Here is a 14,571-nt window from a genome sequence, read left to right as displayed (position 1 = left end):
AAAGCCCTGCACCCACCCAAGTAGCTAGGGATCTAGTTTCTGTTTAGATTCTATAATTATCTTGTGTTTGCCATTAATTTTTCACATTTACTAAAATGTGTTTTTTAATAGAATTTTACAATAAATCTATATCAGTTGCCCTCAACGCTTCCATAATGCGTAAGGCTTCAATATGCTCTTTTACATCATGGACTCGCACAATGTTTGCACCATTTTGCCATGCTATGCAGTGGGCTATGAGGGTGGCAGGTAGATTGCCTTTTTTTGTGGATTTTGTATTTTGTAAAAATTCGCCCTTGTCTATACAATTTGAACGATTGAGCGAATTAGATGGGCAGTCATTATCGTTTAGATAACTCCTGCCATCACAATTCAGCCAAAGCCCGTCCAAAGCCATAGAGCAACCGCTAGAATTTGTGGTTTTGTTTGCATGGTTTGTTTGCGTAGATTCTAGAATCTTGTCATTTTGAGTGTCGAGCGAAAAATCTTTTTTAGATTCTGTGTTAGATGTTTCGCTACGCTCAACATGACAAAGATTAGAATCTAATCTCTGTATTTCTTGCGAGTTAATTTTCGCACTACACTCAAGCGGATTAGAATCTAGATTCCCTATTTCTAAGCCCTGCGTTCCGCTTGAAGTGATACTAGATTCTAATTTCTCTTTACCTTGCACCCCTATGCCCTGCACCCGCCCAAATGGTTGAGATTCTAGAATCCTTGTTAAAAAACTCTTATGACTAGCACCGATAAGAAGTGGTAAGTTAAAATGTTTAAAATGTTTTAATTGATGAATTAAAGTGATATTTTGCTGCATATCTTTTGCAAAGCCGATACCAACATCAAGGATAATATTATTACAATTATGCTCTTTTAAAAAGGCGATTTTTTTCGTAAAAAAGGCGTCAATATCAAGGATTAGATTCTTATATTTACAATGCTTTTGCATGGTTTTGGGTGTGCCTTGTATATGCGTTAAAATATAGCTTACATGCGGGTTTTCTTGTAATACTTTTATCATATTTTCTGGCTTACCGCTTATATCATTAATAATGCTAAATCCATGTTCAACCGCTATTTTTGCCGTCTCTTCATTATAGGTATCAATGCTAAATTGTGCTTTAGTATCTAGCCTTTTTATCTCTTTTAAAATGGGTTTTAATCGCTCTAGCTCGACTTTAGATTCTATATATTTTGCACCCGGTCTAGAGCTTGCCGCACCTATGTCTATGTAGTCTATGCCAAGTTCTATATAATGACATATTTGTCTTATTGCTTCCTTACTGCTAAATTCTTTATAAAAGCTATTAGAATCTACATTGATTATCCCCATGATTTTTCTGCCATAGTCTTCTTGTGGTTGTAAAAAGATTTTTAGCTCTTGTGCGATTGTTTTTAATCCAAAGGGCTGCATTTGCATTTTTGATATTAAAAGCTTCAGTGCTTTTTGTGTGCCAAATAAAAGGCAGTCATAATGTGTTTTTTGACATAATATCGCATCTTTTGGCGTTACAAGCTCTGCACCATTGCTTAAAGCGTCTTGCTTTAGAATCTGCATGGCTTGTAATTTTAATTGCTCTATTTTAAAGGCTAGAATCTGTGTCTTTTCTTTCATAATCTTATAGCCGATATTATCTGGCTCGACGCTTTTCATAGCTTCATTGATATTTGTTACTCGCTCAATTTTCATAGCTATCCTTTGACTAAAGATAAAAGTAGTGGTAAAAGCGCGATATGTACGCTTTGTTTGCTATATAGGGCTTTTAGTGCTAGATCAAATCTCTCTAGCCCCTTTTCATCAAGCAAAATATTATGTGCGATTATAGAATCTAGAATCTGTGAGAGTATATTTCTGCCCTGCTCATAGCTTATATGTTCTTTTTCAAGCTTATTTACATACTCATATACCATAGGAATGGTAAGCCTTGTAAGGTCTAGATTGATGGGCTTTATGTGCGTTTTTTTACTCTTATTAAACACTACAAGGCGTGAAAAAATCGTTGGTATAAGCTTATTTCTAGCTGTAATGTAAAGCATAAAAATAATATGACTTGGCGGCTCTTCTAGAATCTTTAGGAGTGCATTTTGTGCGTAGTGATTGTAGCTAAACGCAAAAATTGCGATGATTTTATCTCTTGTTGTGGCAATATGCGCTTCTTCTATAATCTCATGTGCGTTATCCATCTTTAATTCTTCTAAATCATAAATCCTTATGTCTTCTTTTGCATAAGTGTTGCTTAGATAGTTTTTCTCACTCTCGTAATCATTGCTGATAATGATACATGATTTTTTGAATGTAGTAATAAATTGCGGGTTGATCTTTGATGGAGCATAAAAGGTTGTTTTAGATTCTAGATTCTCATTTAATTGCGTTGTCTCTTTAGCACTTTTGCTAGAATCCAGCACCATTCTATTGTCCTTTAAGTCTGTTTCGGCTTTATGCAATTTTAACAAATGCTAAACATGTGGCACACAATGACACAAAAAATATAGCTTAAAAAGCCTTCTAAATTATAACTAAACTTTTTAAAGGTTTTGAATATACAACTAAGACTAGAAAAAGGCTATTATGTAGATAATAGCGGCAATAAATAGAATACAAAGGCTATACTGAAGCTAATACCCTTGAAGTGTATTAATTGCAGCAATTGCAATGCTTATATTAATTATAGATACCGCATTAATTGCAATGAATATTTAAAACTTTGTGTTAATGGTTGTTATTTTATTTTGAGATTTTAGGACGAAAAATTTTGAAATTTAGTTAAGCAGAGAATCTAACTGGAATAAAAGTGAATTGGCTTAGAATACATATTATCATTTGCTCCATATGGAATTTAAGGGAGGCTAGTGAAATTAGAGATAATCGCTATTACCCAATGCAATAAAATAAAACTCATCCATATTGACAAGAAAAGATCTTGTGTTTTCGAGCATGGATTAAAGTTTTTCGCTTTGCAACAACTTGGCATAATGACTGCAAATATGCTTACAGAATCTTAAAATAGTAATTTTTGAGATTTGTCTTTTCTAGTCAGCTTGTTTGCAGGCTATATGCTTTGCCTTTTCTACCGCTTTGACACATGCGCGTGTAATAACGCCTTGCACGCTATTTTCATCACAATGAAGAAGTGCTTCCGCTGTTGTCCCACCCGGACTTGTAACGAGATCTTTTATCTCCTGCGGGCTTTTTTCTTTGAGTAATGCTGCCATGCCCTCAAAGGTTTTTTGCACGAGTTTTTGACTTGTTTCTAGCTTTAAGCCTTGCTTGACACCTGCATTTATAAGTCCTTGTGCTACAAGGGCTAAAAGGGCTGGACTGCTGCCATTTGTTGCGATACTTGCAAATAACTCTTCTTCATTTGCGACAAACTCACAATTGCCAAAACTTGATACAAATTGTGTGATTTGGGTTTGAATGTGTGCGTTATTTTTCTCATGTGCTTCTTGCATGTTATGACTATCCATCATAAGATTTAGCACTTTGCCTACTTCTTTAATACTTTGATTTTTTGCGCCATTTTGCTGCCATAATACTGCACTTGAACTTAGATTATAATGCGCTCCGACATTTGGCATAATAAGGGCGTAGTGGTATGACTGAATATAATTGTGTAAGATATTAGCATTAATACCTGCTAGCACGCTATACACAATATGAGCACGCCCATGAAATATAAAGGAATCTAGATTATGCGGCTTACAAGCGAGTAACACCACCTTATCATCGCACTCAATATTGCAGGTAGCCTCATAGGTAACATCGTGCAAAAACTCACTGCGACAAGCCTGCATACTCTCTTTAAGCCATGATTCTATTTTATGTGGTGCTCTACCTGTAATAACGATTTTTGTAATGCCTAGAATCTCTTTAGACTGCCGTATTAACCCACCTAAAATCGCCTTTGCCATATTGCCATAACCTACAACGACTAACTCCATTTTTATCCTTTATCTCGTAAAATACATAAAATCATAACATATTTTTGTGTGCTTATTTAAGATACATATATGTTTAAGCCCTTACTAGATTCTATGTGTAAGTCAAGCCTTCATGCAAAGATATAGAATCTCAATAAATAGCAGTGATAAAAAATGCCTTGACTTGTTTTTTTTTTTGTAGGATTGCGACACTGCGAAATATGTATAAATCGCACTTAGAATCTTTTATGGAAAGGGCATATATGAAGCTTATTAAAAAAATGCTAAGACCCAAAAAAGCTAGTCAAGCAGACAATTACAATACAAGTCTAGCAGATACAATCAGCAATGAATATCCATCATTTTGTGCAAGAGCAGCGACTAATGATTCTGTATTTGCAACATTTAGGACAAATCCAGTATATATGCAAATACTAGAACATGTTGATGACATTATGGGACAAAAATATCTTGATTATATCCTGAAAACAAGGCGTTTTGAGCCTAAAGACTTTGAGGGATTTAGACAAAACGATTGGTATGGTGGGGCAAGCATTCGCTATTATAAGGAAATAGGCTATATGTCTCCATCAACTCTGCGTTATATTAAAGTCTTAGGGGATTTAATAGAATCTTTTGGTGATTTAAGCAATAAGGATATTTGTGAGATTGGCATAGGCTATGGCGGACAAGCAAGGATTATTATGTCAATGTTTGATGTCAAAAGTTACACATTTGTGGATTTGGATTCTGTTCTGTCTCTTAGCAAAAAATACCTATCACATTTTAACGGATTAGAAAACAAGCTACATTTTAAGTGTATGGAGGATTTAGAAAAAAGGGATTACGATCTCTTTATAAGCAACTATGCTTTTAGTGAGCTAAGAAGCAATATACAAGATATCTATATTGAAAAAATTATCAAAAATGCGAAACATGGATATATCACATTTAATAATATTGCACCAAAGGATTTTAACTATCCGCTAGAGCAATATGAAAGCCTATTTGGTAAGCAAATACATACAACAGATGAAACTCCAAATAGTCATCCATTAAACAAGATTCTAACTTGGTAAAAAATCCCATAGCAAAAAATTTTTATGCTGTAAGTAGTCCCAAAAGACAAAGTGGGATTCTAAACCGCATGGATTCAATATGAAAAAACTCACATAAGGGCATTTTTACATTTGGCTTTATATCAAAATTAGATTTTGCTAACCTCTCTCATATTTCTCTTTATGATTTTTTTGTAAAAACTTTATATTATCAAAACTTATGCTTTTTAGAATCTTCTACAATATCTTGGACTATGCTTTGCATGTTTTGTGCGATTGCATCGGTTTGATTTGCAATAGCTGCATTTTCCTGCGTAATAGATTCTAATTGATTTGTAATATCTCTAATATGTGCTATGCCTTGTGTTTGGTCTTTAATGGATTGAGACATATCGCTTACTGATTGTATGAGTGCATTTGCATTTTGCTCTATCTCGCCTAAAGATTTATTTGTGCGTTCAGCTAGATTTCTCACCTCATCGGCAACAACCGCAAAGCCCCTGCCATGCTCTCCTGCCCTTGCTGCTTCAATAGCAGCATTTAATGCAAGTAAATTTGTCTGATCGGCTATATCTTTAATGATATTAATTACAGATTTTATCTCATCAGCCTCGCGTGTTAGCTCTCCCATAGAATCTTCAATGTGCTGCATAGATGAGTTGATGTTCTCAACAGATTTTGTATTCTCTTGCAAGGAAGTAACTTGAGATTGTGAGGTTGAAATAAGGCTTTGCACCATGCTAAATAGCTGGTCTGCATTGCTGCCAAGTTGTTTTGCAATCTCACTAGAATCTCCAAGCATTGTGCTTATGCTTGTCCCTAAGTGATTGATATTTGTTGCCATTTCTAGTATTTTTCCTTCTAAGCCATCAACATTTGCACGCATTGTATAATCGTTATTTGCATAAGTGCTTAGCGTATTGGACACCTTTGTAAGATGTAAATCAAGGATATTTAATAAATCATTAAAGATATTTTTTAGCTCATTAAACTGCGGTGAAGAAGTGTTTGCCCTGATTTGATTTGCAAAGTTACCATGTTTAGCTTCATTTGCTACTTGCAATGCTTCATCAATGAATCGCTTATCTTCTTCTAACTCTTTATGTATGAGTAAAATATTTTCATTGATTTCTTGTGCCATTTTGCCTAACTCATCTTTTGATTTGACTTTTATTAATGGTGCATTATCGCTCTTATGATTAATATATGCAAAGAAGTTTTGTAATCCTTGAGAGATTATGCTAATAGGCGTTAAAAATTTCTGAATCACAACATAAATAACTGCTATCATGATAAGCCCTATAATCACTAATGCAAGGATTCTCATCTCTAAGCCCTTGCGTGAATTAGACACAACCTTATCCATATTTTCACCCGCACAAATGGAATAATGCACACTATTTTTATCGATATGACGACATACTCCAAGCCGCTCAACTCCACTTGAGGAAATATAGGTAAATGGTTGCATATCCCCTGCTTCAACAGCATATTGATAATATTTTTTAAGTCCCTCTGTTGTGTTTAATAGGCTCATGGTCTTATCAGTTGATACAAATACAGCTTGTTCTGAATCAAGCCCAAAGATTCTAGCAGGCATTTTATCAAACTGACTTTGTAAGTTCGATAGCGGTGTGTCAATGGATAGCACCCCTAACACTCTGCCATTTTTCACTAAGGGGATAGAGAAAGTAAAAGTAGGTAGTTTGCTTACAAAGTCTTCATACACAGGCGTCATAATCGCTGAATTACTTTGCACAGCACTCTTATACCAGCCTCTTGTCCTAGAATCATAGCTTTCTACTTTACCCGTGCCTTTTCCATAGGTTCTAAAAAGCACTTTTGCTGCATCAGATTCTATATCGCTTACAATCATACTGCCATCTGCCACGCCTATATATGCGGCTAGATGAGCCCCACCGAGTTTAAATCCAAATAAAAGTGGTCCCACATTTTTTACCAGTGCTTCTGTGGATTCTAACTTTTCCTCAGGGAGTGAGAGAATGTGCTTTGCCATAAGCTCTAGCGAGTCTATTCTATCTTGACTAAACATATCAGTAGCAAGACTTGCCATTTGCACATAATCTATCTCTGATTCTATGGTTTTTTCCAAAAGATTATTTTTGCTTGAAATCATATTGATTGTTTGCTGCACACCCAGTCCAATAAGCATTAACAACATAACGATAAGCGACACTTTTGACTTTATACTCTGCATACTGCTCCCTTGTAAAAATTTGTAGCATTGTAGCAGAAAAAATAAATAATAATGTTTCTTAAAAACACAATTTAATAACATTTTTCGTAATTTTTATTTGCTTATTACAATAATATTTCAAACGCTATATAAAGATATACAGCATTATAGAATATTGCGTCTGTAATGATGCTCTAACTTTGAGAATATAAAACTTAAAGGCAACAACACAATTAAATATGCAACAATAAGCAGAAAAAGAGCTTCATTTGTCTGCCCGTAGTTACTAATCACTTCTTTTGCGATAGACATTAAATCCTGCAGGGCAATGACGCCAACAATAGAAGTCTCTTTAATCAAAAATAGCACATTCGCACAAATTGAGGGTATGCTTAAAGGTATGCTTTGGGGGAAAATCACATAACGCAAAATCTGCATTTTACTAAATCCCAGAGACAAGGCAGATTCTATCTGTGAATGTCGCACAGATTCTAAACCTAAGCGAAAAGATTCTGCCATGTAGCTACCACCTAGAAATATCACACCAATAACCGCACACCAAAAGTTTGGAATCTCAATCCAATACGACAAGCCAAAGTAGAGAAAAAATAAGTGTATGATAAGCGGGGTATTGCGTGATACCTCTATGTATATACGCGTTATCCACACAAATGGACGGATTTGATAGTAAAGCACAAGTGAAGCAATAAAGCCAAGTAATATTGCCCCAAAGATTCCATAACATGAGATTTCTAGTGTAAGCAATAATGCTTTCCAAAATAGCGGCAATATGCTAACAATAAAATCCATATCTAAAAAGTCATTAAATTTCCAAAAATGCGTTATATCCATAATGTTTAGATTCCAAAAAATGTAATTATTTGTTTTAAAGTAAAGTAGTGTATAGTAAAAGTGTTAAGTAACTTTTAATTGATTGAATCTTTAGTTTGCATTTCTATAACTAGAGATTAAAACCCCTAATTTACAACAAAATAAGCTAAAGATATAAGAATCATAGATATGTTTCAAAGCTTTTATAATATAAATCGTGTGCTTCCTGTAAGGATAGATTTATATCATGTATTTTTATAGAATCTTTATTTGTTATATCTTTTGTGTTTATGTGTTTATTTGCTACCTTGCCAATTACACACAATGAAAGCCCTTTTTGTTTAGCTGTGTCGAAGAGATTTTTTACAGATTCTATATCTTTTATTTCACAGATAACTTGTGTATGGTTTTCACTAAATAGCATGAGTTTATTTTGTGAGATTAACTTCATATAGTCTTTAGAATCTTGCAAAAGATTCTCATTATTTACAAAGTCTTTCGCTAAAACTTCTTGTATCTTATCTGTTAAGACTTCAACGCTAGTTTTCCCTAAAATTGCCATTTTGCATAGAGTGATAGCAAGTCCGCCTTGTGCTATATCTTTAGCACTCAAAATATACTCGTTTGCTATGCTTTGATTTAGAATCTCCCAAAGTTTGAGTTCAGATTCTAAGTTTATATCATGCAATATGCCGCTATTTTTTGCACCGATTACTTTTTGTAATATACTGCCGCTAAGCTGCAATGAATTATCCATAACACCTAACATGCAAATATAAGAATCTTTGCTTACAAAATGGCTACCAATAGCCTTATTAGAATCTTCTAAAAGCCCAACACTTACAATACTTGGTGTAGGATATATCGCCTCATCATTTGTTTGATTATAGAGTGAGACATTACCACTTACAACAGGCGTTTGTAACGCTTTACATGCCTCTTTAATGCCCTCACAAGTTTCTCTAAACTGCCACATAACCTCTGGATTTTCAGGGCTACCAAAGTTTAGACAATCTGTAATTGCTAAAGGCTTTGCCCCACTTAGCGCGACATCTCTTCCAGCTTGTGCCACTGCGATTTTAGCCCCTATTTTTGGGTCTAGATAGCAGTATCTTACATTACATTTTACACTTACTGAAATAGCCTTTTTTGAATCGTAGTTATGCAAAGCTACAAGACTAGAGCCAAGCATACCAGCCCCTTTAATCGTGCTAGCTTTAATGCTATCATCATATTGATTATAAATCCATGCTTTATCACATATATCAAGGCTTTTTAGCATACTTTTAGTTAGCGTGTTTAAATTAGTGCTACTGCATTGCATTGTGTTTATATTATCTGTATTTAACTGCTTTTGTAAGGTTGTATTTGTAATATTTAAATCTAGGGTTTTACAAGATTCTAGATATTTTGGCTTTTGTATAGCACGATTTAGTATAGGTGCATTTTCTACAATGGGAGCAATGGGTAGTGCAGCACATAACCCTCCATGCCATAAAAGCTCCATTTTTCCTGTGTTACGCACTTCGCCGACAATCTCTGCGCTTAATTCATACTTTGCAAAAATATCTTTTATTTGCTTTTCTGTCCCCTTTTTCGCACACAAAAGCATTCTCTCTTGTGATTCTGATAGCATTAACTCATAAGGGGTCATACCACTCTCTCGCATAGGAATCTTATCAAGCCACATTATCATACCGCTACCACTTCTACTTGCCATTTCAAAGCTTGAGCTTGTAAGCCCTGCTGCACCCATATCTTGAATGCCTACGATTAAATCTTTTTGAAAGACTTCAAGACATGCTTCTAAAAGCGATTTTTCTACAAATGGATCGCCAATTTGCACCGTTGGTCGCAATGCCTTACTAGCAGAATCAAAGCTATCACTACTCATCACAGCCCCACCCAAGCCATCTCTACCTGTCTTACTCCCAACATACATAATAGGATTGCCCTCGCCACTTGCTTTGCCATAGAAAATCTCATCTTGCTTTGCAATGCCTAAGCTAAACGCATTGACAAGAATATTTCCATTATAGCAAGACTCAAAGCTAGTCTCACCGCCAATAGTTGGTATCCCCATGCAGTTACCATAATGCCCGATACCCTCTACAACACCATGCAATAAATGGATATGCTTTTTTCTCATATTAGAATCTAAAATATCTCCAAAGCGAATGCTATTAAGATTTATTATAGGATTTGCCCCCATTGTAAAAATATCACGCAAGATTCCACCAACTCCAGTTGCAGCTCCAGCATTTGGCTCAATAAAGCTTGGGTGATTATGAGATTCTATCTTAAAGATAGCAGCTAGATTATCGCCTATATCAATAACACCTGCATTCTCTCCGGGACCTTGCAATACCCATCTAGCCTCTGTTGGAAAGCCTTTTAGATAAATCTTACTTGATTTATAGCTGCAATGCTCACTCCACATTGCAGAAAAGATTCCAAGCTCAATGAGATTTGGCTCTCTCTCTAAAATTTCTACAATTTTTTCATAATCACTAGAATCTAGTTTATGCTTTTTTAGGATAGAATCTAATTGTTCCTTTTTAATACTCCATTCGCCCATATTATCCCTTTTTGAAAGTGCAAATATTTACTCAAAATAAAACAAGGATTTTAACTAAAGTTTGCAAGGAAATAGATATGCAAAATTATATTTTTTTGGTTTTTAAAAAATTTTTAATCATTTTTTGACTTTTTTTTGACTACAATAATAAGCATAACCTTTTTACATTAAATGGAGTCCATAGCAATGAAGTATATTAAATTCTTTAAAGAGTTGAATAATAGAGATGTTCCCCTTGTAGGTGGTAAGAATGCAAGCATTGGTGAGATGTTTCAAGAGCTTGTCCCCGTTGGCATTAAAGTCCCAGATGGCTTTGCAATCACAAGTGATGCGTATTGGTATTTGCTTAAAAGTGGTGGCATTGAGGATAAGATAAAGGATCTTTTAAAAGATATTGATTATACAGAAATGGATGTATTGCGTAATCGTTGCAGTAAGATTCGAGAACTTATTTTTAGCACCCCATTACCCCAAGATTTAAAAGATGAGATTTTTCAAGCTTATGATATGTTAAGCCAAGAATACAATATGGCAGAAGCAGATGTTGCAGTCCGCAGTTCGGCTACTGCTGAAGATTTGCCAGATGCAAGCTTTGCAGGACAGCAAGATACATATCTAAGCGTTAAAGGGAAAACAGATTTAGTGCATTATATTAAATCATGTTTTGCTTCACTCTTTACCCATCGTGCTACAAGCTATCGTGCGAGTAAGAATTTTGATCATTTTAAAGTTGCTTTAAGTGTTGGTGTGCAAAAAATGGTGCGTTCCGATAAAGGTGCAGCAGGTGTTATGTTTAGTATTGATACAGAGACGGGCTTTAAAGATGCAGTATTCATCACTTCATCATGGGGGCTTGGGGAGAATGTCGTTGGTGGGACCGTGAATCCAGATGAATTTTATGTATTTAAACCAACATTAAAAGAAGGGAAGCGACCTATACTTAAACGCAAACTTGGCACAAAAGATGTAAAAATGGTATATGCCCCAGCAGGTAGCGAAAAGCCTACAATGAATGTAAAAACAACACATCAAGAAATGGAAACATTCTCAATCACCGATGAAGATGTTTTAACACTTGCAAAGTATGCCATAAGTATTGAAGAGCATTACACAAAAGAAGCAGGTGAGTATCGCCCGATGGATATGGAATGGGCAAAAGATGGACAAAGTGGCGAGATTTTCATCGTGCAAGCACGACCAGAAACAGTGCAGAGTCAAAAGACAAAAAGTGGCGCTAAGATTGAGAAATTCCACTTTAAAAATCCAGATGAAGAGCGTGAAGTCGTTTTAAAAGGTATGGCGATTGGCACAAAGATTGGCAATGGTAAAGTAAGGATTATTAATAACATAGAGCACATGAATACCTTTAAAGAAGGTGAGATTCTAGTAACTGATAATACCGATCCAGATTGGGAACCAGTCATGAAAAAGGCAGCAGCAGTTATCACAAATCGTGGTGGTAGGACTTGCCATGCAGCTATTGTTGCGCGTGAAATTGGTGTGCCAACAATCGTTGGTGCACATGGAGCGACAGAGAGACTCTATACAGGTATGGAAGTAACAGCATCATGTAGTGAGGGTGAAGAAGGACTTGTGTATGCGGGGATACACCCTTATGAAATAGAGACTATCTCACTCGATCATCTTGGCAAAACAAAGACAAAGATTTATATGAATGTTGGCGATCCTGCTAAAGCATTTGGCTTTGCACAGATTCCAAATCATGGTGTTGGCTTAGCGCGTATGGAGCATATCATCTTACACCAGATTGTAGCACACCCTTTAGCCTTGCTAGATTTACAGAATGATAAACCTATACATAATCATGATGAGGTATCAAAACTCATACATGGCTATGATAATCCTAAAGATTTTTTCATTAAAAAAATTGCTGAAGGTATGGGTATGATCGCAGCAGCCTTTTATCCAAATCCAGTGATTGTCCGCACAAGTGATTTTAAAAGCAATGAATATCGCGGCATGGTTTCAGGGGAGCATTACGAACCACAAGAAGAAAACCCAATGCTTGGCTATCGTGGTGCAAGTAGATATTACTCTGAACAATATCGCACCGCATTTGAATGGGAGTGTCAAGCCTTAGCAATGGTGCGTGATGATATGGGGCTTACAAATATGCGGATTATGATCCCATTCTTACGCACACCAGAAGAGGGCAAAAAAGTGCTTGAGATTATGCGAAGAAATGGCTTAGAATCTGGCAAAAATGGATTAGAAATCTATGTCATGTGTGAATTACCAGTAAATATCATTTTAGCTGATGACTTCTTAAGCATGTTTGATGGCTATTCTATCGGGTCGAATGACTTAACGCAGCTTACACTAGGCGTGGATAGAGATGGTGATTTAGTCAGTCATATATTTGATGAGAGAAATCCTGCTATGCTAGAGATGTTTAAACAAGCAATACAAGCATGTAAAAAGCATGGCAAATATTGTGGAATCTGTGGTCAGGCACCAAGCGATTATCCAGAAGTTGCCGAGTTTTTAGTGCAGCAAGGCATTAGCTCTATTTCACTCAATCCAGATTCCGTTGTGAAAACTTGGGAACGCATAGAAAAACTTGAAAAAACAATGCAAAAATAAAGGGACAATATATGGAAAAGCAAAAACCAAAAAGTTATTTACGAAAAATCTCTGATGCAGCGATTTTGGGTGGTATGAGTGCAGTGCTAGTCGCAGGATTACTTGGTTGTGATAGTGGTTCAAATAATGCCGACACAGCACAGCAAGTAAGCAAAAAGCAGGGCGTTACTGTTACCCTGCAAGAAGAAGCTGATGGTAGCTACAAGATTATTGATGAACAACCAAGTAGTGATGGCGATACGACAATTATTGTAAAAGATATGCAAGGCAATAAGAGAATTTTAAGCAAAGAAGAAGTTGATGCCCTTGTCGCTGAAGAAGCAAAAAAGATTGATAATGGCACAAGCACGCTCACAAGCGGTGATGGCGGTGGGCTTGGCATTGGCGGGGCTATCCTTGCGAGTGCGGCTGGTGCGTTGATTGGAAGCTATATTGGTAATAAACTTTTTAATAATGCAAATTATAAAGCAAACGCACAAAGAGGATATAGCTCACCTTCAGCCTATCAAAGACCACAAACTAGCACCCCGCGAACTACTAGCCCAAGTAGCAATACAACAGCCACAAAAGCAACACCACAAAATGCAAAAGGCGGCTTCTTTGGCGGCAACGCAAATACTAATAAACCAATCGCAACTTCTTAGATTCTACACTTTTATTCTTTGGGAATGATTTAAAAAGGATTTTATATGAAAAAAGCACATAAAGGCGTTTTATATGTAGGTGTATTTTTATGTCTTACTCATGTAAGCATGGCAAAAGATGGTTTTTCTCTTGGTGGTGTGGTTACCCTTGATAATAAGCATGTTGGTGGCGGCTTTGAAGTGGGCTTTCCATTACTACAAAAAGGCTTTACTATCCGTAACTACATAAGCGTATTTGCCCATGCAGCAGAAAATACAAATTCTCTTTTATTATTGCAGGAAAAAATCACATTTGGTGGAGCAAGGGATTCTAATATGGCTAGATTATATGGCTTTATTAGCGGTAGCTTTGGACTTACCATGCAAGAACAACAGGATATGTTTAAATCGCCGTTTGCGTGGGAAGGTTTTATGGGAGGTGGGGCTGATATATATGGTGGAGAACATGCAAGTGTGTTCATTGAAGCTGGTGGGGGCGTAAATGGCAATACACTGGGTGTTATGCAGGGTTTTGGTAGAATACAAGTTGGATTTCGTGGATTTTTTTGATAGCGATTATTATACGGCACATTATCAATACCACCCTTTATGCATCACAAATACTTATATTTATATGTAATATACCTTGCATAATGCCTTTGTGAAGCATTGGAGTTTGGCTATGACCTATTATGCGACTTCGCCTTTTTCCTATTTACCAATACATTTGATGCGAATTACAAGCAGCTTCATCTTTAATAC

At 36.0% G+C, this 14,571-nt stretch carries 11 protein-coding genes; 5 read left to right on the top strand and 6 right to left on the bottom strand.

The annotated features are described in order from the left end of the window. Nucleotides 1-115 precede the first annotated feature (115 nt). Nucleotides 116-1,687, bottom strand: coding sequence for a dihydropteroate synthase (folP, locus tag C6H17_RS04575; protein ID WP_005218949.1), 1,572 nt, complete (start codon nt 1,685-1,687; stop codon nt 116-118). Nucleotides 1,688-1,689: 2 nt separating this feature from the next. After that, nucleotides 1,690-2,406 (bottom strand): DNA polymerase III subunit delta', encoded by a 717-nt coding sequence (locus C6H17_RS04570; RefSeq protein ID WP_005218947.1) that lies wholly within the window; start codon nt 2,404-2,406, stop codon nt 1,690-1,692. Nucleotides 2,407-2,847: 441 nt separating this feature from the next. On the opposite strand from C6H17_RS04570, the gene C6H17_RS12130 reads away from it, so the two are divergent. Further along, entirely contained in the window at nt 2,848-3,000 is a 153-nt protein-coding gene (locus tag C6H17_RS12130; RefSeq protein WP_155243504.1) for a hypothetical protein, read from the top strand. Nucleotides 3,001-3,027: 27 nt separating this feature from the next. Here the strand turns inward: C6H17_RS12130 and C6H17_RS04565 are convergent, their stop codons facing one another. Beyond that, nucleotides 3,028-3,939, bottom strand: a complete 912-nt coding sequence (locus tag C6H17_RS04565; RefSeq protein ID WP_020995616.1) for a pyrroline-5-carboxylate reductase dimerization domain-containing protein — start codon at nt 3,937-3,939, stop codon at nt 3,028-3,030. A 242-nt stretch (nt 3,940-4,181) separates the two neighbouring features. On the opposite strand from C6H17_RS04565, the gene C6H17_RS04560 reads away from it, so the two are divergent. Beyond that, complete coding sequence (locus C6H17_RS04560) at nt 4,182-4,997, top strand: putative sugar O-methyltransferase (protein ID WP_020995615.1); 816 nt, start codon at nt 4,182-4,184, stop codon at nt 4,995-4,997. A gap of 190 nt (nt 4,998-5,187) precedes the next feature. Here the strand turns inward: C6H17_RS04560 and C6H17_RS13420 are convergent, their stop codons facing one another. From C6H17_RS13420 to purL, 3 genes are all read right to left on the bottom strand, one after another. Next, nucleotides 5,188-7,194 carry a methyl-accepting chemotaxis protein gene (locus C6H17_RS13420; protein WP_020995614.1) on the bottom strand — a complete coding sequence of 669 codons (2,007 nt, stop codon included), beginning with the start codon at nt 7,192-7,194 and terminating at the stop codon, nt 5,188-5,190. Nucleotides 7,195-7,338: 144 nt separating this feature from the next. Continuing rightward, a complete protein-coding gene (locus C6H17_RS04550) occupies nt 7,339-8,025 on the bottom strand; it encodes an amino acid ABC transporter permease (RefSeq protein ID WP_004084265.1) in 687 nt (228 codons plus the stop codon). Nucleotides 8,026-8,185: 160 nt separating this feature from the next. Then, on the bottom strand, nt 8,186-10,582 hold the full coding sequence (gene purL / locus C6H17_RS04545) for a phosphoribosylformylglycinamidine synthase subunit PurL (protein WP_005218937.1): 2,397 nt from the start codon (nt 10,580-10,582) through the stop codon (nt 8,186-8,188). Nucleotides 10,583-10,768: 186 nt separating this feature from the next. Here purL and ppsA point away from each other — a divergent pair, with 186 nt between their 5' ends. From ppsA to C6H17_RS04530, 3 genes are read left to right on the top strand one after another with little or no spacing between them, the layout of a single operon-like run. Continuing rightward, nucleotides 10,769-13,186 carry a pyruvate, water dikinase gene (gene ppsA, locus C6H17_RS04540; protein ID WP_020995613.1) on the top strand — a complete coding sequence of 806 codons (2,418 nt, stop codon included), beginning with the start codon at nt 10,769-10,771 and terminating at the stop codon, nt 13,184-13,186. Nucleotides 13,187-13,197: 11 nt separating this feature from the next. Beyond that, entirely contained in the window at nt 13,198-13,830 is a 633-nt protein-coding gene (locus C6H17_RS04535; protein ID WP_005218933.1) for a UPF0323 family lipoprotein, read from the top strand. 45 nt (nt 13,831-13,875) lie between these two features. Then, complete coding sequence (locus tag C6H17_RS04530; protein ID WP_005218925.1) at nt 13,876-14,379, top strand: hypothetical protein; 504 nt, start codon at nt 13,876-13,878, stop codon at nt 14,377-14,379. Nucleotides 14,380-14,571: the final 192 nt, after the last annotated feature.

It is taken from the genome of Helicobacter rappini, from assembly GCF_900198625.1.
Classification (GTDB): Bacteria; Campylobacterota; Campylobacteria; order Campylobacterales; family Helicobacteraceae; genus Helicobacter_A; species Helicobacter_A rappini.
Note: the sequence above shows the minus strand (reverse complement) of the source record. Positions and strands in the feature narration are given on the sequence as shown.

Bases quoted from the DNA above. Each gene is read 5' to 3' on its own strand.
- folP (WP_005218949.1), bottom strand. From the start codon at position 1,687: ATGAAAATTGAGCGAGTAACAAATATCAATGAAGCTATGAAAAGCGTC.
- C6H17_RS04570 (WP_005218947.1), bottom strand. From the start codon at position 2,406: ATGGTGCTGGATTCTAGCAAAAGTGCTAAAGAGACAACGCAATTAAAT.
- C6H17_RS04565 (WP_020995616.1), bottom strand. From the start codon at position 3,939: ATGGAGTTAGTCGTTGTAGGTTATGGCAATATGGCAAAGGCGATTTTA.
- C6H17_RS04560 (WP_020995615.1), top strand. From the start codon at position 4,182: ATGAAGCTTATTAAAAAAATGCTAAGACCCAAAAAAGCTAGTCAAGCA.
- C6H17_RS13420 (WP_020995614.1), bottom strand. From the start codon at position 7,194: ATGCAGAGTATAAAGTCAAAAGTGTCGCTTATCGTTATGTTGTTAATG.
- C6H17_RS04550 (WP_004084265.1), bottom strand. From the start codon at position 8,025: ATGGATATAACGCATTTTTGGAAATTTAATGACTTTTTAGATATGGAT.
- purL (WP_005218937.1), bottom strand. From the start codon at position 10,582: ATGGGCGAATGGAGTATTAAAAAGGAACAATTAGATTCTATCCTAAAA.
- ppsA (WP_020995613.1), top strand. From the start codon at position 10,769: ATGAAGTATATTAAATTCTTTAAAGAGTTGAATAATAGAGATGTTCCC.
- C6H17_RS04535 (WP_005218933.1), top strand. From the start codon at position 13,198: ATGGAAAAGCAAAAACCAAAAAGTTATTTACGAAAAATCTCTGATGCA.
- C6H17_RS04530 (WP_005218925.1), top strand. From the start codon at position 13,876: ATGAAAAAAGCACATAAAGGCGTTTTATATGTAGGTGTATTTTTATGT.